At 73.5% G+C, this 25,027-nt stretch carries 19 protein-coding genes and 1 pseudogene; 7 read left to right on the top strand and 13 right to left on the bottom strand.

Annotation, left to right across the window (positions count from 1 at the left end; genetic code table 11):
• Positions 1–230: 230 nt before the first annotated feature.
• The 5 genes from ettA to AC4BG9_RS03710 all read right to left on the bottom strand — a co-directional run bounded on the left by ettA (position 231) and on the right by AC4BG9_RS03710 (position 7,239).
• Positions 231–1,913: an energy-dependent translational throttle protein EttA gene (ettA, locus tag AC4BG9_RS03730; RefSeq protein WP_490569737.1), complete on the bottom strand. Its 1,683-nt coding sequence runs from the start codon at positions 1,911–1,913 to the stop codon at positions 231–233.
• Between the two features lie 77 nt (positions 1,914–1,990).
• Positions 1,991–2,470 carry a single-stranded DNA-binding protein gene (locus AC4BG9_RS03725; RefSeq protein ID WP_490569736.1) on the bottom strand — a complete coding sequence of 160 codons (480 nt, stop codon included), beginning with the start codon at positions 2,468–2,470 and terminating at the stop codon, positions 1,991–1,993.
• Between the two features lie 155 nt (positions 2,471–2,625).
• Complete coding sequence (locus AC4BG9_RS03720) at positions 2,626–4,281, bottom strand: GTPase (RefSeq protein WP_490569735.1); 1,656 nt, start codon at positions 4,279–4,281, stop codon at positions 2,626–2,628.
• A 58-nt stretch (positions 4,282–4,339) separates the two neighbouring features.
• Positions 4,340–6,121 (bottom strand): dynamin family protein, encoded by a 1,782-nt coding sequence (locus AC4BG9_RS03715; protein ID WP_490569734.1) that lies wholly within the window; start codon positions 6,119–6,121, stop codon positions 4,340–4,342.
• Entirely contained in the window at positions 6,118–7,239 is a 1,122-nt protein-coding gene (locus tag AC4BG9_RS03710; protein WP_490569733.1) for a PrsW family intramembrane metalloprotease, read from the bottom strand. The genes AC4BG9_RS03715 and AC4BG9_RS03710 overlap by 4 nt, the downstream gene beginning before the upstream one ends.
• Positions 7,240–7,287: 48 nt before the next feature.
• Between AC4BG9_RS03710 and AC4BG9_RS03705 the strand changes: the two genes are divergently transcribed.
• Entirely contained in the window at positions 7,288–8,736 is a 1,449-nt protein-coding gene (locus tag AC4BG9_RS03705; protein ID WP_490569732.1) for an aminopeptidase P family protein, read from the top strand.
• Here AC4BG9_RS03705 and AC4BG9_RS03700 read toward each other — a convergent pair.
• Complete coding sequence (locus AC4BG9_RS03700; protein WP_490569731.1) at positions 8,695–10,056, bottom strand: MFS transporter; 1,362 nt, start codon at positions 10,054–10,056, stop codon at positions 8,695–8,697. The two genes, AC4BG9_RS03705 and AC4BG9_RS03700, sit on opposite strands and share 42 nt — an antisense overlap.
• A 122-nt stretch (positions 10,057–10,178) precedes the next feature.
• Between AC4BG9_RS03700 and rlmC the strand changes: the two genes are divergently transcribed.
• From rlmC to AC4BG9_RS03675, 5 genes are all read left to right on the top strand, one after another.
• Positions 10,179–11,324, top strand: a complete 1,146-nt coding sequence (gene rlmC / locus AC4BG9_RS03695; protein WP_490569730.1) for a 23S rRNA (uracil(747)-C(5))-methyltransferase RlmC — start codon at positions 10,179–10,181, stop codon at positions 11,322–11,324.
• On the top strand, positions 11,321–11,635 hold the full coding sequence (locus AC4BG9_RS03690) for an MGMT family protein (RefSeq protein ID WP_490569729.1): 315 nt from the start codon (positions 11,321–11,323) through the stop codon (positions 11,633–11,635). Before rlmC ends, AC4BG9_RS03690 begins: the two co-directional genes overlap by 4 nt.
• 80 nt (positions 11,636–11,715) lie before the next feature.
• Positions 11,716–12,378: an enoyl-CoA hydratase-related protein gene (locus AC4BG9_RS03685; protein WP_490569728.1), complete on the top strand. Its 663-nt coding sequence runs from the start codon at positions 11,716–11,718 to the stop codon at positions 12,376–12,378.
• A 13-nt stretch (positions 12,379–12,391) separates the two neighbouring features.
• On the top strand, positions 12,392–12,994 hold the full coding sequence (locus tag AC4BG9_RS03680) for a TetR family transcriptional regulator (RefSeq protein ID WP_490569727.1): 603 nt from the start codon (positions 12,392–12,394) through the stop codon (positions 12,992–12,994).
• Between the two features lie 114 nt (positions 12,995–13,108).
• Entirely contained in the window at positions 13,109–14,413 is a 1,305-nt protein-coding gene (locus tag AC4BG9_RS03675; protein WP_490569726.1) for a uracil-xanthine permease family protein, read from the top strand.
• A gap of 34 nt (positions 14,414–14,447) precedes the next feature.
• On the opposite strand, the gene AC4BG9_RS03670 is transcribed toward AC4BG9_RS03675, so the two are convergent.
• Genes AC4BG9_RS03670 through AC4BG9_RS03660 form a run of 3 tightly spaced genes read right to left on the bottom strand, consistent with a single transcriptional unit; the run spans position 14,448 to position 17,121 of the window.
• Positions 14,448–15,494: a hypothetical protein gene (locus tag AC4BG9_RS03670; RefSeq protein ID WP_490569725.1), complete on the bottom strand. Its 1,047-nt coding sequence runs from the start codon at positions 15,492–15,494 to the stop codon at positions 14,448–14,450.
• Positions 15,495–15,512: 18 nt separating this feature from the next.
• Positions 15,513–16,418 carry an NAD(P)H-hydrate dehydratase gene (locus AC4BG9_RS03665; protein WP_490569724.1) on the bottom strand — a complete coding sequence of 302 codons (906 nt, stop codon included), beginning with the start codon at positions 16,416–16,418 and terminating at the stop codon, positions 15,513–15,515.
• Entirely contained in the window at positions 16,378–17,121 is a 744-nt protein-coding gene (locus tag AC4BG9_RS03660; protein ID WP_490569723.1) for a histidine phosphatase family protein, read from the bottom strand. Before AC4BG9_RS03660 ends, AC4BG9_RS03665 begins: the two co-directional genes overlap by 41 nt.
• Positions 17,122–17,422: 301 nt before the next feature.
• Between AC4BG9_RS03660 and AC4BG9_RS03655 the strand changes: the two genes are divergently transcribed.
• Positions 17,423–18,871 carry a dicarboxylate/amino acid:cation symporter gene (locus AC4BG9_RS03655; protein WP_490569722.1) on the top strand — a complete coding sequence of 483 codons (1,449 nt, stop codon included), beginning with the start codon at positions 17,423–17,425 and terminating at the stop codon, positions 18,869–18,871.
• On the opposite strand, the gene AC4BG9_RS03650 is transcribed toward AC4BG9_RS03655, so the two are convergent.
• The 4 genes and pseudogenes from AC4BG9_RS03650 to fdh all read right to left on the bottom strand — a co-directional run.
• The gene (locus AC4BG9_RS03650; protein WP_490569721.1) at positions 18,861–20,153 is read right to left on the bottom strand and encodes an L-lactate MFS transporter; all 1,293 of its coding nucleotides are present in this window, start codon (positions 20,151–20,153) and stop codon (positions 18,861–18,863) included. The two genes, AC4BG9_RS03655 and AC4BG9_RS03650, sit on opposite strands and share 11 nt — an antisense overlap.
• Before the next feature lie 9 nt (positions 20,154–20,162).
• A complete protein-coding gene (gene nrfD / locus AC4BG9_RS03645; RefSeq protein WP_490569720.1) occupies positions 20,163–21,299 on the bottom strand; it encodes an NrfD/PsrC family molybdoenzyme membrane anchor subunit in 1,137 nt (378 codons plus the stop codon).
• Positions 21,296–22,234 (bottom strand): 4Fe-4S dicluster domain-containing protein, encoded by a 939-nt coding sequence (locus AC4BG9_RS03640; protein ID WP_490569719.1) that lies wholly within the window; start codon positions 22,232–22,234, stop codon positions 21,296–21,298. Before AC4BG9_RS03640 ends, nrfD begins: the two co-directional genes overlap by 4 nt.
• A 29-nt stretch (positions 22,235–22,263) precedes the next feature.
• A pseudogene (gene fdh / locus AC4BG9_RS03635) lies at positions 22,264–25,023 on the bottom strand (formate dehydrogenase); the annotation flags it as partial.
• Positions 25,024–25,027 lie beyond the last annotated feature (4 nt).

The raw sequence follows: 25,027 nt of genomic DNA, 5'->3' as shown, positions 1-25,027 counted from the left end.
GCCAGCCTCGTCGGGCTTCGCCCCCTGGGGCATCTTCCGGGCGGTCTCCGCGTGGTCCCGCCACCCGCCGCGAGGCGGTGGCCGTTCAGTGGCGAGCGGCCCAGAGGAAGGGCCCCGCCGCCAGGCGCTCCAGCACCAGGCCCTGGACGGCCCTCCCCGCGGCGGCGAGCGTCGACTCCTCGTACTCCCGGTGACTCATGCCCGACCCCCCTGGTCGTGCGCCCGCGGGTTCAGTCGCGGGTGAGCCGCCGGTGGGTGACCCGGTGCGGTCGCGCCGCCTCGGCACCCAGGCGCTCGATCTTGTTCTCCTCGTAGGAGGCGAAGTTCCCCTCGAACCAGAACCACTTGCCGCCGTCCTCCTCGGTGCCCTCCCACGCGAGGATGTGGGTGGCGACGCGGTCGAGGAACCACCGGTCGTGGGAGGTGACCACGGCACAGCCGGGGAAGTCGAGCAGCGCGTCCTCGAGCGCCGAGAGGGTCTCCACGTCGAGGTCGTTGGTGGGCTCGTCGAGGAGCAGCATGTTGCCGCCCATCTTGAGCGTCAGCGCGAGGTTGAGCCGGTTGCGCTCACCGCCGGACAGGACGCCGGCCTTCTTCTGCTGGTCCGGGCCCTTGAAGCCGAACGACGCCACGTAGGCGCGGCTGTTCATCTCGAAGTTGGCGACCTTGATGAAGTCCAGGCCGTCGGAGACGACCTCCCAGACGTTCTTGTTGGGGTCGATGCCGCCGCGGCTCTGGTCGGCGTAGGAGATCTTCACCGTCTGCCCGACCGTGAGCTTGCCGGAGTCGGGGGTCTCGTCGCCGGTGATCATCCGGAACAGGGTCGTCTTGCCGACGCCGTTGGGGCCGATCACGCCGACGATGCCCGCGCGGGGCAGGGTGAAGCTGATGTCGTTCCACAGCACGCGGTCGTCATAACCCTTGGTCAGGTGCGAGGCCTCGAGCACCACGTCGCCCAGCCGCGGGCCGGGCGGGATGTTGATGTCGGCGGTGTCGATCTTGCGGGCCTTGTCGGCCTCTGCCGCCAGCTCCTCGTAACGGGCCAGGCGGGACTTGCTCTTGGTCTGGCGGGCCTTGGCGTTGGAGCGGACCCACTCCAGCTCCTTCTCGAGCATCTTGGCGCGCTTGGCGTCCTTCTGCCCCTCGATCTTGAGCCGTTCCTTCTTGGTCTCCAGGTAGGTGGAGTAGTTGCCCTCGTAGCCGTGGATGGAGCCGCGGTCGACCTCGGCGATCCACTCCGCGACGTTGTCGAGGAAGTACCGGTCGTGGGTGATCGCCAGCACGGCGCCCGGGTAGCTCTTCAGGTGGCCCTCGAGCCACTGCACCGACTCGGCGTCGAGGTGGTTGGTGGGCTCGTCGAGCAGGAGCAGGTCGGGCTGCTGGAGGAGCAGCTTGCAGAGGGCGACGCGACGACGCTCACCACCCGAGAGGTTGTCGACCAGCACGTCCGGCGGCGGGCAGCGCAGCGCGTCCATCGCCTGCTCGAGGCGGCTGTCGACGTCCCAGGCGGCGTGGTCGTCCAGGAACGTCTGCAGCTCCCCGGTCTCGGCCATCAGCGCGTCCTGGTCGGCGTCGGGCTCGCCCATCTCCATGTATGCGTCCTCGAGGCGCTTCATCTTGCTCTTGATCTCGAAGACCGCCTCCTCGACGTTCTCCAGGACCGTCTTGCCCTCGGTCAGCGGCGGCTCCTGCTGGAGCATGCCCACGGTGGCCTCGGGGTCCTTGATGGCATCCCCGTTGTTGGGCTGCTCGAGACCCGCCATGATCTTGAGCAGGGTCGACTTGCCGGCACCGTTGGGTCCGACGACACCGATCTTGGCGCCGTGCAGGAACGAGAGGGTGACGTTGTCAAGGACCACTTTGTCGCCGTGGGCCTTGCGCACGTTGCGCAACGTGAAGACGTACTCAGCCATGCCTGCGACCCTACCTGTGGGACCGCGCCCGCACCGCACCGCCGTCACCGGGTGAGCACCGCACCGCGGCCGGCCCGTCAGGCCGCGGGCTCCCGGCCGGCGGCCGCCCGGTCCTCGCCGTCCGGCTGCGCCCCCGCCTGCTCCTCGGCGTGGGGCGGCTCGGGGTCGGCGCCGTCCGAGGACGGAGCCGCCGACGGGCCGCGCGCGCTTCGCGCGAACGTGCTGGTCCCGCGGGTGAGGTCGTGGCCGACCGAGGCCGCGACCACGACGTAGCGGGAGGAGACGGTGCCGTCCTCGCGCTTCCACACCTCGGCGACCAGCTTGCCGGAGACCACCACCGGGTCACCGGTGCGCACCGAGGCGGCGACGTTGTCGGCCAGGGCCCGCCAGGCCTTCACCGCGTACCAGATGGTCTCCCCGTCCTCCCACACCCCGCCGCGGAACCGCCTCGGAGTGCTGCCGACCCGGAAGGTCGCGACGCGGACGCCGTGGCCGACCTCGCTCAGCGTCACCTCCGAGCCCACCCAGCCGCTGAAGGTGATCGTGCTGTCGTTCATCTGACTCCTCCTCGCCGTCGTCGTCGAGGGCACCGTGCCCAGGACGAGGCTGGCCGCGCCCGCCGGGGAGCGGCGGGCGCGGCGGGAGTCTCTGTGGAGCACGAGCCCGCCGAACCGGGCTGTGGAGGGGCAGCGGCCCGGGATCGGCGAGGGAATCAGCGCAGGGCCGTCTCGAGCCCCTCGACCGTCTGTCGGTAGGCCTCGAGCTCGGCCTTGACCGGAGCCAGGACCAGGTCGTCGGAGGCATCGCCGATCGCCCGGCGCAGGCGCTGGTCGGCGACCCTGGCCCGGCGGCGCGCCGTGCCGGCCACCAGGAGGCGGCAGAGCAGGGCCAGCAGCAGGCCCAGCCCCAGTCCGCCGAGGAGAAGCAGCGTGGGCAGCGGCCAGCCCTGCCACTGCGGCGTCGGAGGCTCGGGCACCCGGGCATAGCTGGCGAGCGCGAGCAGGCCGAGCCAGGCGGCCCCGACCACCGCGGCCACGATGAGGATCCACTGCAGGACCCGGACCAGGCCGGCCCAGACCGGGAGCCGGTCCGCGCCGAGGTCGGTGCCCGACAGCGCCTGGTCGAGACGGTCGCCCAGGTCGGGCAGGCGCGAGACCGAGGCGCGGCGCACCGCGTGCGCCCACGCCGGCTGGAGGTCCTCGGTGACCTCGTCGACCAGGGCGCGCACCTCGGTGTCGACCCGGGCCCGCTGCACCCGGGTGGGCTCGGGGACCGAGCTGCGCGGGGTGCCGGTCAGCTCCTTGCCCACGGAGCCGAGGTCGAGGTGGAGCCGCTTGAGGGGGTCGGGGCGGAAGCGGCTCAGCCAGGCCGTCGCGGGCCAGCCGGTGGCGCGGTTGGCGCGCACCCGGGTCGACGCCTCCACCGCCCGGACGACGGTCGGCACGCCCGCGGCCTCGGCGAAGGAGTCCTCGAGGGCCTCCAGCCGGGTCCGGGAGACCTCGGGGACGGGGGCCTCGCCGGTCACCGTGCGCATCCGCAGCGCCGCGGCCCGGACGTCGGCCTCGAGGCGCTGCTTGGCGACCTTCTTGCTGGCCACCCGGCGGGCGATCTCCTCCCGGAGCTCGGCCATCCCCACGTCTTCGCGGGCGCTGACGCCCAGCACCGGGACGCCGGTGAGGCCGTCGGCGGCCAGCAGCCGGCGGACGTCGCCCAGCATCGCCTCGCGCCGTTCCTCGGGGACCCGGTCGATCTGGTTGAGCACCACGAGCATGACGTCCTGGTGACCGGCCAGCGGGGCGAGGTAGCGCTCGTGGACGGCGGCGTCGGCGTACTTCTGCGGGTCAAGGACCCAGATGAGCATGTCGGCGAGCGCCACCAGCCGGTCGACCTCGAGGTGGTGGCTGACCTCGGTGGAGTCGTGGTCGGGCAGGTCGAGCAGCACGACGCCCTGCATGGCGCTGTCCTCGCGGCCCTGGGAGAGCAGGTTGTCCCGGACCACCTGGTGGCGCTCGGGGATGCCGAGGAACTCCAGCAGCTCCGAGGCGCCCTCGGAGCCCCACACGCAGGCCGTCGCCCAGGAGGTGGTGGGCCGGCGCACGCCGACCGCGCTCAGCTCCAGGCCGGTCAGCGCGTTGAAGGTGGAGGACTTGCCGGACCCGGTGGCGCCCGCGAGCGCCACCACGGTGTGGTCGGCGGAGAGGCGGAGCCGGCGCGCGGCCCGGTCGGCGGCGGAGCCCGCCGCCTCGACCACGTCGTCGTCCAGGCGCCCTCGGCTCGCCTCCACGGCCCGCGAGAGTCCTTCGACCCTCGTGCCGATGTCGGAGCCGCGGGTCACCAGCTTCTTGGCGCCCTCGAGAAGAGACGTCATGGTGTCCTCTGCGCAGATGGTCGGTTGAAGGCCCTCACACTAACCTCCGCACCGGTGCTCACGCCGTCCCGGCACTGGCCTCAGGCTTCGAGGAGCGGGCGAAGCGCAGGTCGTCCACGCGCCGCGCGGCCTGGCGCAACGTCTCCGGGGAGCTGGTGCTGAGCCCGAGGGAGTCGAGCAGGTCGGTGTAGCGGGCCCGCTCCTCGGCGTACATCTCCTCCACCCGGCGCTCCAGGTCCTTGCGGGCGCGCTCGGCCAGGGACCTGACCGCCTGGTCCCCGAAGACCGCCTCCAGCAACTTCTGGCCGAGCACCGCACCGCCCCCGGCGATCCCGGCCTCGGCGCCCACCAGCGCCCCGCCGGTGTGGGCGAAGACGACGACCATGAGCGCCACGGAGAGGCCGTTGACGCCGTAGGCGAGGAAGCGCGCGGTCGTCCGCTTGTCGGCGCCCTCCTGCCGGACCATCTCCAGCACGCCGCCCTGCCAGTCGCGCACCGCCCGCTCGGCCCGGCGGCGGAAGTCGCGCGAGGCGCGACCCAGGTCCTGGTCGGCCTCGCGCAGCAGCGCCTGGCCCGAGGCCAGCGACTGCCAGGAGGCCTCCGCCCGCTCGGCGGCCGCCTCGGCGTGCTCGGTCAGCAGCGTCTCCAGGCCCGACTCCACCGCCACCTGGACCCGCTCCGCCTGCTGGGGCTTGCCCTTGATCGCGTTGACCAGCCGGTCCCGCAGCCACCCGACCCGGGTCTCCAGGGTGCGCAGCAGCTCACCGGTCCCCACGAACTCCTGCCACCGCGCGAGCACCTCGCCGCGCAGCAGGGTGCCGTCGGCCGAGGCCTCCTTGACGGCGGCCAGGCTGGCGGCATAGGCCTTCTCGGCGTCCTCACGGAGCCTGGTCATGGCGTTGACCTGCAGGGTCTCGGCGTCGGCGACCAGGTGGGTACGCCGTGCGACGGTGCGGATGGCGCCCTCCAGGGTCTGGCGCACCACGCCCGCCCGCGCCTCCGCGTCGGCGGCCAGCGACTCCAGCCAGGCCCGGATCTCCGCGACGGACTCGGGGGGCAGCAGCCCCTCGTCGTCGACCGGGCCCTCGTGGACGGTGAAGAGCGGGGAGTCCTTGAGCCCCCGGCTGGCCAGCATCCGGGCCAGGTGGCTGGCCACCGTCTCCACCGCCTCCGGCGGGGTGCGGTCGAGCACGATGGCGACCGCGGCGGAGCGCTCCGCGGCCTCGCGCAGGAACTGCCACGGCACCTGGTCGGCGTAGCGGGCGGCCGAGGTGACGAAGAGCCACAGGTCGGCGGCGGCGAGGAGCTGGGCCGCGAGCGTCCGGTTGGCCTCCTCCACCGAGTCGATGTCGGGGGCGTCGAGCACCGCCAGCCCGGCCGGGACCGTCTCCGACGGCACCAGCTGCAGTGCCGAGGGGTCGTTGGTCGAGGTCGTCACCCGCTCGAGCTCGGGCAGCAGCCGGTCCTGCCCGAACCAGTGCGCGTCGTCGGGGTGGTGCACCAGCACCGGCGACCTCGTCGTGGGCCGCAGCACCCCGGGCTGGGTGACCCGGCGCCCGACCAGCGAGTTGACCAGGGTGGACTTCCCGGCCCCGGTGGAGCCCCCCACCACGGCCAGCATCGGTGCCTCGATGGTCATCAGCCGCGGGATCACGTAGTCCTCGAGCTGGGCGATCATGTCGGCGCGGGCGGCGCGGTGCGCCTCCACGTCGGGCACCTCCAAGGGCAGCGCGGCGCCCTGGAGGGCACCGCGCAGCTGGACCAGCGCGGTGAGCATCTGGGTCGCGTCCGGCGACGGTTCGCCGACCGGGGAGCCGCCGTGGGTCTGGGAGTCGCTCATCGTGTGGGGACCACCTGTCCGGGGAAGGAGACGTAGGGACGGGCGGCGTTCAGTCGACGGACGAAGACCTGCCCTCTGGCCGCGTAACCGGGCGGAGGCGTACCTCGCAGGTAGCGGTGGTGCAGGAAGCCCAGCTCGATCGCGGCCTGCTGATAGTCGCGCATGGCCTGCTCGGCCTCCTCACCGCCCATGCGACTGGCGTGCCGGCGGCTGGCCCGGCGGGCCCCGAGGTCGACGATCCAGTCGATGTCGGAGGCCGGGAGCAGGCCGATCCGGGCGGCGTCCTCCAGCGAGCGGGCCAGCATCCGGCGCTCGGAGCGGCGCAGCCAGACCGCGAAGCAGACGACGGCGACGAAGGCCGGGGCCATCGTGGTCACGTAGACGGCCAGGAAGCCCCCGGTCCCCGTGAGGCTGGAGGCGTTCCACAGACCATGGGAGAGCACGGCCAGCACGTACCCCGCGAACGGGGCGAGCACACGGACGGCCGCGCTGCGGCTCGAGACCGCCACCCCGACGCCGATGCCGATGAAGGCGGTGAAGAGCGGGTGGGCGAAGGGGCTGATCAGGCACCGCAGCACGAAGACCACCGTCAGCGCCTCGGTGCCGCCGGGGCCCATCGCGTCGGTGCCGTCGTAGGCGGCGGCCAGATAGAGGATGTTCTCGACGAAGGCGAAGCCCACGCCGACCATCCCGGCGTAGACGATGCCGTCCAGGACGCCGTCGAGCTCACCGCGGCGCCACCACAGCAGCAGCAGGAGGAAGAGGCCCTTGGTGGCCTCCTCGGTGACCGGGGCGACCCCGGCGAGCATCTGCGCGTCGTCGAAGCCGCCGAAGAAGCCGCCGAGCCCCTGGAGCAGGATGGCGCCGGCGGTGGCCACGAACGCCCCCCACGCCAGACCGGCGGCCAGCAGCCGCCGGGGCTCGGGCTCGTAGCGGTCGAGCCACAGGAAGCAGGCCAGCAGCGGGCCCACCGGCAGCACCGCCAGCAGGGTGGCCAGGGCCAGGGTGGACGGCGCTCCGGAGAGGGCGATGACCAGCAGCATCGCGGCCGCTCCCACCAGCGCCAACAGCGTCACCACGAGGGTGAACGCGACGCTGCCGCGACCATGGGAAGACATGGGCCGCAGCCTAACGGGACGAACCGGGCGCGGCGTACAGTGATCGTCGTGAGCGAGCAGCCGAGCAGCGAGTCGACCACTCCCCCACGCACCGACCCCGAGGCGGCGCCGGGCACCCAGTCCCACGACCCGGCCGTGCCCGACGCCTACGCCGCCTTCATGCGCACCGGGTGGGCCGACCACGAGCAGCGGGTCGACCGGCACCCCGTGGCCCCGCTCGCGGCGACTCGGCGCGCCCGGCTCGCGGAGGCGTTCCCGGGCGAGCGGCTGGTGCTGCCGGCCGGCACCTTCAAGGTGCGCTCCAACGACACCGACTACCGCTTCCGGCCCGACACCGCCCACACCTACTTCTCCGGGAACCAGACCACCGATGCCGTCCTGGTCGTCCACGACGGCGAGGCCGTGCTCTACGCCCGGCCCCGCTCCTCGCGGGAGACCGACGAGTTCTTCCGCGACCGGCAGTACGGCGCCCTGTGGGCCGGCCGCCGCCCCTCGCTGGGCGAGATGGCGGACTCCCTGGACCTCGAGGTGCGCCACGCCGACGAGCTCCCCGACGCCCTCGCGCGGGGCCCCAAGACCCGGGTCCACCGGGGGATCAGCGCCGAGGTCGACGCGCTGGTGCCGGGCGACGCGACCACCGACGCCGACCTGGCCCGCGTCGTCTCCGAGATGCGCCTGGTCAAGGAGGAGTGGGAGGTCGCCCAGCTCCAGGAGGCCTGCGACATCACCACCTTGGGCTTCGAGGACTCGGTGCGCGAGTGGGACCGGGTGCTCGAGCACGGCGAGCGCTGGATCGAGGGCACCTTCTTCCGCCGGGCCCGGGCGATGGGCAACGACATCGGCTACGACTCGATCGTCGGGGGCGGCTCCCACGCCACGACGCTGCACTGGATCGACAACACCGGCCCGATCGTCCCCGGCGAGCTGGTCCTGCTGGACATGGGCGTGGAGAACCGCAACCTCTACACCGCGGACGTCACCAGGACCCTCCCGGTTTCGGGCACCTTCACCGACCTGCAGCGCGACCTCTACGAGCTGGTGCTCGCCGCCCAGCAGCGCGGCATCGAGGCCGTCCGCCCCGGCGCCGCGTTCCTGGCCGCGCACGAGGCCGCGATGGAGGTGCTCGCCCACGGGCTGGCCGACCTCGGCCTGCTGCCGGTCAGCGCGGAGGAGGCCCTCGACCCGTCGTCCAAGGTCTACGCCCGCTGGACCCTGCACGGCACCTCGCACATGCTCGGCATGGACGTGCACGACTGCGGGCGGGCCGCCCCGGAGGCCTACACCAAGGCCGAGCTCGCCGAGGGGATGGTGCTGACGGTGGAGCCCGGCCTGTACTTCCAGGACGACGACCTGCTGGTCCCCGAGGAGCTGCGCGGCATCGGCATCCGGATCGAGGACGACATCCTGGTCACCGCCGAGGGCAGCCGCAACCTCTCCGCGGCGCTCCCGCGCAGCTCACACGACGTCGAGGAGTGGATGGGCCGGCTCCGGGGCTGAGGCGGCGGGCGCCCCGCCGCCCCCGGCTCCACCACCGCCTGGCCCCTCCAGCCGCCGGAGCCGCCGGAGCAGGCCGAGCGAGATCAGCACCGCGACCGCCATCGCGGAGACCGTCACCGCGAAGGCCGCCGTGTGGCCCCGTTCCGGGCCCACGTGGTCGGCGAGCCGCCCCGCGACGCCCGCGCCCACGGCGTACCCGACGTTGACGGCACTACCCAGCAGGCTCAGGCCCAGGGAGAACCGTCCAGGCGGCAGGGTGCGCTCGCCCAGGGTGAACGCGCTGATCATGAAGGGCGCGACGCCGAAGCCGAGCGCCAGGACCACCAGGGTCAGCGTGCCCAGCGAGCCGACGGCGAGCAGCGGGACCGCGCCGACCAGCAGGAACACCGCGCAGAGCACCATCCGCCGTTCCTGGGCGAAGGAGGCGGGGAGCAGCGCCGTGCCGAGCCCGGCGATCACGCTGCCGATGCCGAGCGCGGCGTGGACCAGGCCGACCAGGCCGGAGCGGCCGGAGGCGTCGGCCAGCACCGTGGACCCGGTCTGGGTCGCCCCGAACAGCGCCCCCACGCAGAGCAGGGCCACCAGCAGGGCGACGAAGACCGGGGTGAGCACGCGGGCCGGTCGGACGACCTCCGCGGCGTCCGTCCCCTCCCCGGTCGGTCGACCGGCCCCGGGCGCCGACTCCTGCAGCGTCACCGTCTCGACGGCCGGACGGGGCCGGGCCGTCGGGTGCAGGGCGAAGGCGGTGCCGAAGACGAGCAGTCCGACCGCCCCGGTCGCCATCGCGGCGGTGGGCGAGGCGACGGCGACCAGGAGCCCGACCAGCGCCGGGCCGAGCACGAAGGAGGCCTCGTCCGCGGAGCCGTCGTAGGAGAACGCGGTGTTGAGCAGCCGCTCCCGGTGCGGGTCACTCGACCCGATCATCGGCCGCCAGCGCGCCCGGGATAGCGGACCGACCTGCGGGATCAGCAGCCCGGCCAGTCCGGCCGCGGCGATCAGCGTGGTGCCGCCGGCCCCCTGCTCGCCGGCCAGGACCAGGGCGGCCAGCGCCCCGGCACCGGCCAGGGACTGGCCCAGCACCACCGGGCGCTGGCCGAACCGGTCGGACAGGGCACCCGCGAGCGGGGCCCCGACGGCGTTGGCCACGGCCAGGACGCCGGCGGCGAGCCCACCGGCGGCATAGCTGTCGGTGGCGGAGGAGACCAGGAGCAGGGTGCCGAGCTGGCTCATGGAGAGCGGCAGCCGGCCGAGGAAGGCGACGGCCACGTAGGCCGGACCGGCCAGCTCGAGGAGCCGCCGGTAGGAAGCGAGCGGAGACAAGGGGGTGGAGACTTTCGGGTAGGCGCTGACGACGCGCGCCGTACCCACCTCCAAGAACGCGCAGAACCCTCTGCGCCGCACATCTTAGCCGAGAGGCCCGGCGAGGTAGATTCGCCGACGTCATGGACTGTGCCCACTACGACGCCCGCCGGTGTCGCTCCTGCTCCTGGCTGGAGGTGTCCCGGCCCGACCAGCTGGCGGCCAAGGCCAGGCACCTGCGCGAACTGCTGGACCCCTTCGGCGCGGGCGAACCGATCGCGTGGCTGCCCCCGGTGGCGGGCCGGGAGGCCGGGTTCCGCAACAAGGCGAAGATGGTGGTGGCGGGCAGCGTCACGGCCCCCACCCTGGGCATCCTGGACGAGGACCGGCGCGGCGTCGACCTGCGCGACTGTCCGCTGCACACCCCCGGGCTGCAGGCGGCGCTTCCGGCGCTGGCCGACTTCGTCACCCTCGCCGCGATCGAGCCCTACGACGTGGCCCGGCGGCGCGGGGAGCTCAAGCACCTGCTGGTCACCGAGTCCCCCGACGGCGAGCTGATGGTGCGGTTCGTGCTGCGCTCGCAGGAGCCGGTGGCCCGCATCCGCAAGCACCTCCCGGCGCTGCTCGCGGCGCTGCCCGGCGTGCGCGTCGTCTCGGTCAACCTGCAGCCCGCGCACAAGGCCGTGCTCGAGGGCGAGCGCGAGCTCGTGCTGCACGGGGAGACCCTGGGCATGCGGGTCGGCCACCTGACGCTCCACCTGAGGCCGCAGAGCTTCTTCCAGACCAACACCGAGGTGGCCACGGCGCTCTACCGCCAGGCGACCGACTGGGTCGCCGAGATCGTCCCGGCGCCGGTGGAGATCTGGGACCTGTACTGCGGCGTCGGCGGCTTCGCCCTCCACCTCGCCGGCCCCGGACGGCGGGTGCTCGGTGTCGAGGTCAGCGCCGAGGCGGTGGCCAGCGCCCGGCGTACGAGCCGGGACGCCGGCCTGGGCGAGGTCACCTTCGAGGCCGGCGACGCCACCGCCCACGTGCTCGCCGCCGACCACTCCCCCGACCTGGTGGTCCTCAACCCGCCCCGGCGTGGCATCGGACCGGCCCTCGCCGGCTGGCTGGAGAGCTCGACGGTGCCGCACGTCGTCTACTCCAGCTGTCACGCGGAGTCGTTGGCGCGCGACCTGGCGGCGATGCCCTCGCTGGTCCCGGTGCGGGCCCAGCTGCTCGACATGTTCCCGCACACCTCGCACTACGAGGTGCTGGTGCTGCTGGCCAGGAGGCCCGCACGATGACCCGGCGGGTGCTGGACGAGGAGTACGTCGAGGCGGTGCTCAGCCTGGTCGAGCAGGTGCCGCCGGGGCGGGTCGTCACCTACGGGGCGCTCGCCGACGCCGTGGGCCGGGGCGGTCCACGGCTGGTGGGACGGGTGATGGCGCTGCACGGCGGCGGCGTCCCGTGGTGGCGGGTGGTGCGCGCCGACGGACGGCCCGCCGAGTGCCACGACGGGGCGGCGTGGGAGCTGCTGCGCGCCGAGGGGGTGGCCACCCGCACCCCGGAGCGGGTCGACCTCGAGGTCGCCATGTGGTGGCACGGCGCAGACTGACCCCCGTCCGGGACCACCTCTTTCCAGAGCACTCGCTCTGCTATCTTCTCCTCGCCCCCACGAACCCGAGGAGATCGCACATGCCCACCCTGACCACCGACGGCCCCGTCTGGACCCTCGACCTCGGCGACGACGAGAACCGCTTCTCCCCCGAGTGGCTCGCCGCCACCTCCGGCCTCCTCGACGAGGTCGCCCGGTCCACCGAGCCGGCCGCGCTGGTCACCATCGGCTCCGGCAAGTTCTTCTCAAACGGTCTCGACCTGGAGTGGCTGGGTGCCCACCCCGAGCAGCTGGGCAGCTACGTGGACAGCATCCACGCGCTCTTCTCCCAGGTCCTCACCCTGCCGGTGCCGACGGTGGCGGCGATCAACGGCCATGCGTTCGGGGGCGGCGCGATGCTGGCGATGGCCCACGACCACCGGGTGATGCGCGCCGACCGCGGCTTCTTCTGCTTCCCCGAGGTCGACATCCACATCCCCTTCACCGCCGGGATGTCCGCCCTGATCACCGCCAAGGTGACCCCGCAGGCCGCGGTGGCCTCGATGCTGACCGGACGCCGCTTCGGCGGCCCCGAGGCGGCGAGCACCGGGCTGGTGGACGCGGCCACCGACCTGGAGTCGCTCGCCGGTGCCGCCGCCGACCTGGTCCGCGACCGGGCCGGCAAGGACCGCGCGACGCTGGGGGCGATCAAGGCGACGATGTACTCCCACGTCGTCGAGGTGCTCGCCCGCCCGCAGGCCTAGGCGGGCGGCGGCGATGGGGCGCCGGCGCGAGCACGACCTGGACACCCTGCTCGACCATGCCCGCGCGCTGTGGACCCGCAAGGGCCGGGACGCCGTCAGCATCCGCAGGCTGAGCGCCGCCTCGGGGGTGAGCAACGGCGCGATCTACCACGCGTTCGGCTCACGCGACGGCCTGCTCGCCAGCACCTGGGCCCGGGAGGGACGCCGTTTCCTGCTCCATCAGCGAGCGGCGGTCGCGAAGGTGGTCGCCGAGGGGGGCACGGCGGTCGAGGCGGTCGTCGCGGCGGCCTGCGCGCCGGCCGACTACGCCACGCACGACCAGGACGGCACCCGCCTCCTGCTCTCCGTGCGCCCCGGTGACCTGCTCGACGGGAGCCTCTCCCCCGAGCAGGTCGAGGAGCTCACCACGCTGCGGCGCGACCTCGACGCGCTGGTCCGCGAGCTCGCCGAGCGGCTCTGGGAGCGGACGGACCGCTCCGCCCGGACCACCGTCGGCTACTGCCTCGTCGAGCTCCCGTCCGCCCTGCTCCTGGAGCCGCGCAGGGTGGCGGACCCGCTGGGCCGGGTCGTCCTGGAGCGCGCGGTCCGGGGAGTCGTCTCGGCCCCGCCGCCCTGAGCCAACCCCGTGCGGTCCCGACCACCTCGGCAGGGCCTAGCCTCGGTAGAGTCCCGCTCGGTCGTGGGGGCGGCCGTCCGGTCCGGCACCAGCACGAGAACCCCAGGAGACACCATGGCTTGGACCCTGCACGGCGACGGTCGCACCGTCGCACCGGACGCCATCGTCCGGCCCGGCGAGCGGCTCACGTGGCCGCGGACCATCGGATTCGGCGCCCAGCACGTGGTGGCGATGTTCGGGGCCACCTTCCTGGTCCCGCTGCTCACCGGCTTCCCGCCCAGCACCACCCTGCTCTTCTCGGGGATCGGCACGCTGCTCTTCCTCCTGCTGACGCGCAACCGGGTGCCGAGCTACCTGGGCTCCTCGTTCGCGTTCATCGCGCCGATCCAGGCCTCGATGACCGAGGGAGGCATGGGCGCCGCGCTCTTCGGCGTGATGGCCACCGGCCTGCTCCTGGCCGCCGTCGGCGTGGTGGTCAACCTGACCGGGACCCGGTGGATCGACGTCCTCATGCCGCCGGTGGTCACGGGCGCCATCATCGCCCTCATCGGCTTCAACCTGGGCGGAGTCGCGACCGGGAACTTCCAGCAGGCCCCGTGGATCGCCACCCTGACGCTGGCCACGATCGTGGTCGTCGCGGTGCTCTTCCGCGGCATGGTCGCCCGCCTCTCGATCCTGATCGGCGTGGTGGTCGGGTACGCCGCGGCCGCCGCGACCGGCCAGATCGACTTCACCCTGGTCCGCGAGGCCAAGCTGTTCGGCCTGCCCGAGCTGACCACCCCCGACGTGACCTGGTCGGTGGTGCCGATGTTCCTGCCGGTGGTGCTGGTGCTGGTCGCCGAGAACGTCGGCCACGTCAAGAGCGTCGCCCACCTGGTCGGGGACGACAGCATCAACGACCGGACCGGGAACGCCCTGCTGGCCGACGGCCTCGCCACCGCCCTGGCAGGTGCCGGCGGCGGCTCCGCGACGACGACGTACGGCGAGAACATCGGGGTGATGACCGCGACCCGGATCTTCTCGACCGCCGCCTACTGGGTGGCCGGCATCGCGGCCATCGCGCTCAGCCTCTCGCCGAAGTTCGGGCAGCTGCTCAAGACCATCCCCGACGGGGTGCTCGGCGGCGTGACCGTGGCGCTGTACGGGCTGATCGGCCTGATCGGCGTCAAGATCTGGATCGACAACCAGGTCGACTTCGGCCGGGCGGTCAACCAGTACCCGGCCGCTGCCGCGCTGATCATCGGCATCGGGGACCTCACCCTCAACGCGGGTGAGATGACCTTCACCGGCATCGCCCTCGGCACCGTGGCGGCCGTCGTGCTCTACCACCTGATGGCCGCCCTGGAGCGGCTGCGCGGGGGGCGGGTGGACGACGGCACCGAGAACCCCGACGAGCCCGACGACCGCCGCTACGTCTGAGCCGCGGCCGTAGCGGTCTCCTCGGACCGCTCGCTCAGCGGCCCGGTCGCAACCGGTACCGGTCCGGCCCCGCCTGCTCCACGTCGTCGTAGGAGGCCACGCCGCGCCCCTGCACCTCCACGCACATGTGCCGGGTCAGCATGGTGACGACGGTGGCGTCGGCGAACCGGCTGCCGCGCCGCCGCACCTCGGCGAGGACGTCGTCGACGTGCACGAGGTCGCGACCGGTGCGCTCCACCAGTGACCGCACCGCCGCCAGCACCTCCGCCCTGGCAGTGCCCTGCGGGGACGGCGCGGCGGCCACCGGCGGCGGCGCCAGCGGCTGCTCGGGCACCCGCACGACGCGGGCGGGCCCCGGCGGCGCCGCCAGCGGCTGCTGGGGCGCCCGCACGGGGTGGGCGGGTCCCGGCGTCGGCGCCGCGCCCGGCTCGGGCCGGGGGCGACCGGTCGTGGACCGCATCTCGGCGGCCAGGGACGTCGAGACGTCGAAGACGTAGAGGGCGAGCCCGTGGACGACGGGCCAGGCTCCCGCACAGGCCACCACCAGCGGCAGCTGCCAGCGCCCGTCGGCCAGGACCCTGGCGGCGCCCGGGGGCAGGTCGTCCAGGGCGGCGCGGTCCAGCAGGGAGCGCACCCCGGCCCGCCCGGGCCAGACGAGGCCCCGACGGGTGGCCACGCTCTCCAGGTGACGCATCCGCTCGCTGGCCAGCACCTGCACGACCCACCTGCGGCGGGCCGGCACCGCCCCGATCCGGAGGAGGTCGCGCACCAGCACCCCCATCGCGTGGCTGTCCTGCCCCTCGGCGTCCCAGGGGAGCCTCAGGTCGACCACCGTGCCGCCGGGACCGTCGACCAGGAGGTCGGCGATCGGGCCGCTCCATCCGTCGGCGCCGGCGACGGGCAGGTCGAGCGCCATCCTGGAGGGCGCGACCCCGACTGCCTGGAGGGCCAGCACGGTGGCCAGCCGGACCGTGTCCCGGGTGACCAGGTGGCCGCGCCCCGCGCCCAGATGGCCGCCGAGCGTCGTGGCCACCTGGCTCCACACCAGAGGCCAGTCGACCGTGGCGTCCGGCTCGTCCATCCTGCCCCCTCCGGCCGCTCAGGCCAGCTCCTCCAGGAGCGCCGGCACCTCCCGCGGCAGCTCTCGCGCCAGGAAGCCTACGGCTCCCTGGGCCTGCGCGAGGCGTTCGCCCGCCCTGGCGTGCAGGTGTGCCCCCCACAGGGCCGCCAGCCACGGCTCGGCGCCCCGGGCCAGGAGCCCGCAGACGAGGCCCGCCTGGACGTCGCCGGAACCGGAGACACCCAGCCCCGGGCCGCCCCCCGGGACCACCCACACCTCGAGGTCGGGGGTGACCACGTGCTTGTCGGTGCCGCCGCAGAGCACCACCACCTGGGAGTCCCGGGCGACCTGGCACGCGGCCGGGACCGGGTCGGCGGCGACCTCCTCCTCGTCGCCGCCGACGGTGCGGGCCAGCTCCGTGGGGTTCACCGTGAGCACCGCCCGCCGCTGGAGGTGGTGGAGCCCCTCGGGCGTGCGGGTCAGGAAGGCGGACCCCAGCGCGTCGAGCACGACCGGCCCCCGCAGCCTTGGCACCAGCGAGGCGAGCAGGGAGGCGGCAGCCTCCACCTCACATGCCCCGGTGCCCAGCAGCACCGCGTCGCAGCCCCCGGCCAGGTCGGCGATCGCGGCGGCCGCGACGGCTGAGATCTCGCCGTCGAGCTCCGCCAGGGGCCGCACGGCGCCCTCCGGCACCGCGACCGCCAGCGCCGCCGCAGTACTCGCGACGGTGCCGATCTGGAGCTTGCCCGCCCCGGCCCGCAGCGCGGCCTCCCCGGCCAGCAGCACGGCGCCGGGGGTGGCCGCGCTCCCGCCGACCACCAGGACCTGGCCCCGGGCGTGCTTGTCGTCCCCGGGGGCGGGGAGCGGGTGGTCGCGCAGGAACGCCGGTGCGAGGAGCCGCGGCTCAGGCCCGCCCATCGCCGCGCCCCGCCTGCGAGGGCTCATGGGTGACGTCGGCCCCGGGCGCGGCATCGAGGGCACGGGTGTCGGCGAAGCCGACCAGCTCCAGCAGGTCGCCGTCGCGGCGGTAGCGGGTCATCGAGGCGTTCGGGATCTGCACCCGGCGGTCGATCTCGAGCAGGTCCTGCTCGGAGATCCCCTCCAGCACGTAGCGGAAGGTCATGATCACCGCCTGGTGGGTGAAGAGCCACACGCGCGCGCCGTCGTACCCCTCGCGCAGGTCGTGGAGGAGGCTGCGCACCCGCAGCGCCACGTCCGCCCAGCTCTCCCCGCTGGGCGGCTGGTAGTAGAACTTGCCCAGCCTGTCGCGCCGCACCGTCTCCTCCGGGTGCCTGGCCCGGATGCCCTTGCCGGTCATCCCGTCGAAGAGACCCAGGTCGCGCTCGCGCAGCCGCTCGTCCAGGACCAGCTCGATGTCCGTGCCGTCCAGGGTCAGCCGTGCCGTCTCGGCGGCCCGCCGGTAGGGCGAGCTGATCGCGACGGTGGGCAGCCCGTCGGAGGCCTGGTCGCGCAGCCAGTCGCCCAGGGCCCGTGCCTGCGCCGACCCGTCGTCGGAGAGCTCGACGTCGGCGTCGCGCATCTCCAGGTCGAGCACCTCCGCCCCGGCCTCGCGCGCCTGCTGGTCGGCGAGGTTGCCGACACTGTGCCCGTGCCTGACCAGGGTCAGCTCCGCCGGTCCGCCCGGCATCCGTGGTCGCATCGATCCTCCCGTCGTCGCCACGCGAGTACCCCGGAGTCCCCGGGGCGATGCACGACGGGGAATGGAGCCGGCCACGGGCGGGTTGTCACCTGCGTGCGCACCAGGACGAACGTCGAGGGAGAGCTGCTGACGCGGCGCCTGTTCATCGACCTCGTCCGCGCCCAGGGCACCCGCTGTCGCTGACCTCTCGACGCCCACCCCGCGAGCGCGGGGGCGCGTCCCAGCCGCCCCGCTCGCTCCCCCGGTCGGCGCGACGCCTCGCGCCGCCGTCCCACGAAAGGTCATCTCGATGAGCACCCACTCCACCGCCGCCACCGCGGCCCCCGACCGGCAGGAGCGACCGCGGCGCCGCTGGCTGCCCTCCTTCGGCACCCAGGTCCTGATCGGCCTGGTCCTCGGCGTCGTGCTCGGCCTCGCCGCCCGGTCGATGGGTCCGGACTCCGTCGACGCCGCCGGCGTCGCCGACCCCAACTGGCTGACCGAGACGCTGACCCAGGTGGGCGGCATCTTCGTCACCCTGCTCCGCGCCATCGTCCCCGCCCTGGTCTTCCTGGCCATCGTGGCCTCCATCGCCAACCTGCGCGACGTCACCGGCGCCGCCAGGCTGGCCTGGAAGACGCTGGCGTGGTTCGCCGCGACCGCCCTGCTCGCGGTCGGCATCGGCATCGCCCTGGGCCTGCTGCTCGAGCCCGGACGCAACACCTCGGTCTCCGCCGCCGCGGCCGCTGAGCCCTCCAGCACCGGCTCGTGGCTGGACTTCCTCAACGGCCTGGTGCCCGCCAACCTCCTCGGGCTCCAGGCCAGCGCCGGGGACGACGGCAGCGTCAGCCTCTCATTCAACGTGCTGCAGATCCTGGTGACGGCGATCGCCGTCGGCATCGCGGCCCTCAAGGTCGGCCCCGCCGCCGACCCCTTCCTCGGCTTCGTCCGCTCCGCCCTCGCGGTCGTCCAGAAGGTGCTGTGGTGGGTCATCCTGCTCGCCCCGGTCGCGACCGTCGGCCTGCTGGGCCGGGCCGTGGCCACCTACGGCTGGGACGCCCTGGGCTCGCTGGGCACCTTCACCGCCGCGATCTACCTGGGCCTGGCCCTGGTGCTCTTCGTCGTCTACCCGGTGCTGCTGCGGGCCAACGGGCTCTCGGTGCGCCAGTTCTTCTCCGGTGCCTGGCCGGCCATCTCGCTGGGCTTCGTCTCGCGCTCCTCGGTGGGCACCATGCCGGTGACCCAGGCGGTCACCGAGCGCAACCTCGGGGTCCCGCGCGCCTACAGCTCCTTCGCGGTGCCGCTGGGCGCGACCACCAAGATGGACGGCTGCGCCTCGATCTATCCCGCGATCGCCGCGATCTTCGTCGCCCAGTTCTTCGGCGTCGACCTCGCGCTGACCGACTACCTGCTGATCGCCTTCGTCTCGGTGATCGGCTCCGCGGCCACCGCCGGCGTCACCGGGGCGACCGTGATGCTGACCCTGACGCTGTCCACCCTCGGGCTGCCGCTGGAGGGCGTGGGGCTGCTGCTGGCGATCGACCCCATCCTCGACATGGGCCGCACCGCCACCAACGTGGCCGGCCAGGCCCTGGTCCCGACGCTGGTCGCCAAGCGCGAGGGCATCCTCGACCTGGCGGCCTACTCCGCGAGCCGCGAGGGCCGCGCCTGGCGCGAGGAGGAGGTCGACCTGGTGCCGGCCGACGCCGGCTCCCCGGAGGTCGGGCGCCCCGCGCCGCAGCAGGCCGTCACGGCCTGACCTGCCCGGCGTCGCCGGCCGCGGTGGGGCGTCCCTCGGGCACCTTGGTGACCAGGGTCAGCACCACCGCGGCCAGCGCCACCACCCCGATCGTGGTGTAGGCGGTGGTGTAGGACAGGTCGTCGCCGATCAGGGCGGAGGCCAGCAACGGCCCGAAGACCCCGCCGATGCTCCAGCCGATCAGCATCAGGCCGTAGATCGCCCCGGCGTTGCGGACGCCGAAGAAGTCGCCCGCCGTGGCCGGCATCGTCCCGAAGGCGCCGCCGTAGCAGAGGTAGATCACGGCGGCCAGGACGAAGAAGAGGGCAGGGCTCTCCGCGTGCGGGATGGCGATCAGGCAGAGCCCCGAGAGCCCCAGCATCGCCGCGAAGGACCTCATCCGGCCGAGCTTGTCGGAGGCGGCGGCCCAGACGACGCGGCCCGCCCCGTTGAAGACGGCCAGCACGCCGACCACGGTGGCGGCCGCGCCGGCGGAGTAGCCGGCGATGTCCGAGGCGCTGGCGGCCGCCTGGGAGATCAGCGAGATCCCGGCCGCCACGTTGAGGGTGAGGATCGCGGTCAGCAGGTACCACTGCGGGGTCCGCAGCGCCTCGCCCTGGGTGTAGTCGTGCACCTGGGCCCCCGAGCCGGTGGCCGCGGTCGCCGGCTGGCCGCCGACGGTGTAGCCCTCGGGAGGGTTCTTGAAGAGCGAGGCGCCCAGCACCGACATCACCAGGTAGGCGATCCCCAGCGGGATGAACGCCTTGGTCGGCACGTCGGGGTCGCGGTCGATGAGCCAGTTGGCCACCGGCGAGGTGAGCACCGCGCCGAAGCCGAAGCCCCCCACCGCGAGCCCGGTGATCAGCCCACGCTTGTCGGGGAACCACTTCTGCAGCATCGCGATCGGGACGATGTAGGCGACCCCGAGACCGAAGCCGCTGATCACGCCGTAGCCCAGCACCACCAGCCAGAAGCTGTCGGCGTCCCGGGCGAAGCCCGCCAGCAGCACGCCGAGGCCGTAGATCACCCCGCCGGCCATGGCCACGATCCGTGGCCCGCGCCGGTCCTGGATGCGTCCGCCGACGTAGGTGCCGACGAAGATCATCCCGATGGTGACCTCGAAGGGGATGGCCGCCTGGACCTTGCTCAGCTCGAAGGCGTCGGCCTCCTGGAGCGCCTTGGAGAAGACGCTCCACGCGTAGACCGCCCCGATGGAGAACTGCAGCAGCAGGCCGGCGGCGACCAGCAGCCACCGGTTGGTGGATCCGGAGGGACTGGTGCGGTCTGGCTGCGTGCTGGACATCGCGACACCTCACTGCTCGAAACGGACGGGTCCCTCGCGTTCCAGTCGCTCCCGCTGCGGGACGACCGTGTACTTCGGGTCGTTGGCCGAGGCGATGCCCGCCTCGAAGACGCCGAACCGGGTGCAGGCCGAGCCGGCCATCAACGCGGTGCCCGACAGGACGCCGAGCAGCCGGCTGCGCCCGCTCAGGGCCGCCCCGACGGCGCCGGCCGCGGTGAGCACCTTGGAGGCCCGCATCAGCCGCCCGGCCCGGCCCTCGTGCAGCGGCTCGGCGGTGAGGCCCATGGACTGCTCCATCCGGTGCTCGGCGACCAGCTCGAGCAGCGCGCCCCCCACGGCCAGCCGGCGGACCGGCCCGGTCTCGCGCCGCGGCGCCCCGACCAGCCCGAGCCCGGCCGAGGAGGCGGCCGCCGAGCCGACGAAGACGAACGGCAGCTCGCGGTAGGAGTCGTGCCACGTCGGGGTCGCGGTGTCGGAGAGCAGCACGGCGGTGTAGGCCGCCAGTGGCGGGCCGAAGAGGGCCGCCCAGAGGCCGGCGGGCCGGTCGGCGAAGGAGGCCAGCCGCGAGGCGACACCCAGCACCCCGGTGCGTCGACTCGTCGGCAGCAGGTCGAGCAGCTCGGCGATCCCGGCGATCCCGGCGCCGGGGGCGAAGCCGGTGAGGATCCAGGTGCCCACCGACATCGGCGAGGTCAGCTTCGCCACCCGGAGCATGTTGACGAAGCGCGACGGCTTGCCCAGGTCGTGGACGAGGGCAGCCCCGGAGAAGGCCACCGCACCGAGCGCACCCAGCCGGGCAGTCCGGCGCAGGTGGGGGCGCCCGGTGAGGTCGGCACCTGCCGCCACGAGCGCCGACCCGGCGGCCAGGCCGCCGGAGAACAGGTAGGCCGGGATGTCGGCCTCCCACGGGGCCGCCTTGACGATCGGCCGGCCGTAGTAGGAGGTGAAGTCGGCGTCCGGGACCACCTGCTCGACGCCGGGGCCGTGCTTGCGCCGCCCGCCCGGCCGCCGGGGACGGCGCCCGCCGCCCGACCCGATCACCGCCGTGGTCTGCCGCTCGTCGTCGGGGCGGGCACCCTCGGGACCGGTCACGGTGTGCCGCCCCGGCTCGGCGCGCCCGCCCTGGTCGGACGGTCCGCCGGTCACGGCCGCCTCCCCAGGAAGGCCGCGGCGGCGCCCACCAGGAGCACCCCGGCGGCCGCCGAGGCGCGCCGGAACATGTGCGGCAGGTCCGCCGTGGTCACCACCGGGTCCGGCGGGAAGCCGTAGACCTCGGGCTCGTCGAGCAGGAGGAAGATCGAGCCCGTCCCGCCGACCCCGTCGTGCGGGTCGTTGCCGTAGAGGCGGGCGTCCATCACCCCGGCCTCGTGGAGCTGGGCCACCCGGGCGCTCGCCCGCTCGCGCAGCTCCTCGACGTCGCCGAACTGGATCGACTGGGTGGGACACGACTGCGCGCAGGCCGGGGTCTGGCCGGCTCCGAGCCGGTCGTAGCACAGGGTGCACTTCTGGGCGATCCCGACGTTCTTGGCACCGTCGGGCCCCTTGCGGCGGTCGATCACCCCGTAGGGGCACGCCGGCACGCAGTAGCCGCAGCCGTTGCAGATGTCGTCCTGCACGACCACGGTGCCGAACTCGCTGCGGAAGAGCGAGCCGGTCGGGCAGACGTCGAGGCAGGCGGCGTGGGTGCAGTGCTTGCAGACGTCGGAGGACATCAGCCAGCGGAAGTCGGGCTTCTCCCCCTCCTCGGCCTCCACCCGGTCGGCGACGGCGCCGGCGGTGTCGGTGGGCCGGACCGTCGGCATCCCCAGGTCGGCCACCTCGGCCGGACGCAGGCCCGGGTCCTGCGAGCCCAGCCTCTTCGGCTGCTCGATGAAGGCGACGTGGCGCCACTGGTTGGCGTTGAGGGAGTGGCTGTTGTCGTAGGAGGTGGCCGTCATGTCGAAGTGGTCGGCCGGGACGTCGTTCCACTCCTTGCAGGCGACCTCGCAGGCCTTGCACCCGATGCAGATGCTGGTGTCGGTGAAGAACCCCTTCCGCTTCGGGTGGTCGCCCGGATAGCCGGCGTTGGCCGTGGGGTTCACCGGCCCGGACAGACTGTTCCTGCCGCCGATCACTGGTCGTCTCCGCTCACGTCGTCGCCTCCGTCGGGCCTGGGTGTCTCGTCCCCGGAGTCGTCGGCGAACGCGCCGGGCCCGGTGGTCACGATGGGGCGGGTCAGGTCGTGGTCGACACCGGCTTGCCGCTGGTAGTCGGCGACCAGGGCGGTCAGGTCGCGGCCGGTGGGCCGCCGACCCGCACGCACGTCGCAGGTGCCGACCTTGGTCTCCTGGATCAGCACGTTGGGGTCCAGCGAGATCCCGAAGAGGTCGTTGGCGGAGTCGCCGGTGACGATCCCACCTTGTCCCCAGTGGTAGGGCAGCCACACCTGGTGGACGACCCGTCCCTCCACCCGCAGCGGGGTGAGCCGGTCGGTCACCATCACCCGGGCCTCGATCGCCGCCCGGGCGGTGACGATCGTGGCCCACCCGCCGTTCTCCAGCCCGCGCTCGGCGGCCAGCTCGGGCGAGACCTCCACGAACATCTCCGGCTGCAGCTCGGCCAGCCGCGCGACATAGCGGCTCATCCCGCCTGCCGTGTGGTGCTCGGTGAGCCGGCTGGTGGTGAAGACGAACGGGAAGACCTGCGCGTGCTCCTCGGGCGGGCTGGGGTTCATCCGGTTGCTGGACCGGACGTACTCCTTGCGCGTCGGGTTGGCCTGCTGGCCGTAGACCGGGTTGGCGAACGGCGACTCCACGGGCTCGTAGTGCGTCGGCATCGGGCCGTCGAGCAACCCGGTCGGCACGTAGAGCGCACCCTTCCCGTCGCCCTGCATGATGAACGGGTCGACCCCGGAGATCCCCGCCACGCCGTCGTCCTCGGGACCGGGCCGGTAGGAGGGCGGCTTGCCCTTCTCGAAGTCGGGCACGTCGTGGCCGGTCCACTCCTGTGCGTCCTCGTCCCACCACACGTAGGCCTTGCGCTCGCTCCACGGCCTCCCCTCGGGGTCGGCCGAGGCGCGGTTGTAGAGGGTGCGGCGGTTCGCCGGCCACGCCCAGCCCCACTCCGGCGCGACCCAGGACTGCTCGCTGCCGGGCTTGCGCCGGGCCGCCTGGTTGACCCCGTCCTTGTAGACGCCGGTGTAGATCCAGCACCCGCCCAGGGTCGACCCGTCGGCCTTCATCTCCAGGAACGTCGAGAGCGGGCGGCCGGTCGCCACCTCGTAGCCGTTGACCTCCTTGAGCACCGCCTCCGCACTGGGCTCGCCCCACACCGACCCCTCCTCGCCCTCCTCGTGGGTCGGGTAGTCCCAGGCGAGGTCGAGGACCGGGCGGTCACGCTCGTCGGTGGAGCCCGCCAGGCGCTCGCGGACCATCCGGCCGAGGTGGTAGAAGAACCACAGCTCGGAGCGGCAGTCGCCGGGCGGCTCCACGGCCTTCTCCCGCCACTGGAGCATCCGCTGGGTCTGGGTGAAGGTGCCCTCCTTCTCCACGTGGGAGGCGGCCGGCATGAGGAAGACCTCGGTCGCGCACTCCTCCGGCACGATCTCGCCGGTGGCGACCTCGGGCGAGTCCCGCCAGAAGGTGGCGCTCTCGATCTCGAACAGGTCGCGCACCACCAGCCAGTCGAGGTTGGCCATCCCCAGCCGCTGGACCTTGCCGTGGGCGGAGCCGACCGCCGGGTTCTGGCCCAGCAGGAAGTAGCCCTTGACCTTCCCGTCGATCATGTCGAGCACCGTGCGGTACGTGCCGTGGTCCCCGGAGATCCTGGGCAGGTAGTCGAAGCAGAAGTCGTTCTCCGGGGTCGCCGCCTCGCCCCAGTAGGCCTTGAGCAGGTTGATCGCGTAGGCGTCGGCCTTCGACCAGAACCCCTTGGCCCCCGGCTGCCGGACCGAGTCGGGCCACTTCTCCAGGGAGGTGTGCTCCTCGGCGTTGGGCATCGGAAGGTAGCCGGGGAGCAGGTTGAACAGGGTCGGGATGTCGGTCGAGCCCTGGATGCTGGCGTGGCCGCGCAGGGCCATGATCCCGCCGCCCGGACGACCCATGTTGCCCAGCAGCAGCTGCAGGATCGCGCCGGTGCGGATGTACTGCACGCCCACCGAGTGCTGCGTCCAGCCGACGCTGTAGACCAGCGCCGTCGTCCGGTCCCGCCCGGAGTTCTCCGTCCAGGCGCGGCAGACCTCCAAGAACGCCTCCTCGCTGACGCCGCAGGTGCGCGAGACCATCTCGGGGGTGTAGCGCGCGTAGTGCCGCTTGAGGATCTGGTAGACGCAGTTCGGGTCCTGCAGCGTCTCGTCGCGGGGCGGCTGCCCCTGGACCTGCATGCCGTGGGTCTCGTGCTGCATGGCGCTGGCCGTCTCGCGCTGCATCGGCGCGTCGTCGCCCGCGGCGTCGCCCTCCTGAGTGGCGTACTGCCACGACTCGGTGTCGTAGGTGCGCGTCTCGGGGTCGAAGCCGGAGAAGAGCCCGTCGAGGTCCTCGGTGTCGCGGAACCGCTCGCTGACGATCGTGGCCGCGTTGGTGTAGTTCACCACGTAGTCACGGAAGTCCAGCTCGTTGCTCAGCACGTAGTTGACGATGCCGCCCAGGAAAGCGATGTCGGAGCCCACCCGCAGCGGCACGAACGTGTCGGCGAGCGCGCTGGTCCGCGTGAAGCGCGGGTCCACGTGGATCACCTTGGCCCCGCGCGCCTTGGCCTCCACCACCCACTGGAAGCCCACCGGGTGAGCCTCGGCCATGTTGGAGCCCTGGATGATGATGCAGTCGGAGTTCGCGAGGTCCTGGAGGAACCCGGTGGCGCCGCCGCGCCCGAAGCTGGTCCCCAGACCGGGGACGGTG

The sequence above is a fragment of the Nocardioides sp. Z40_12 genome (assembly GCF_058215795.1).
The sequence above is the reverse complement of the archived record's forward strand: the minus strand, read 5'-3'. Positions and strand labels throughout refer to the sequence as shown.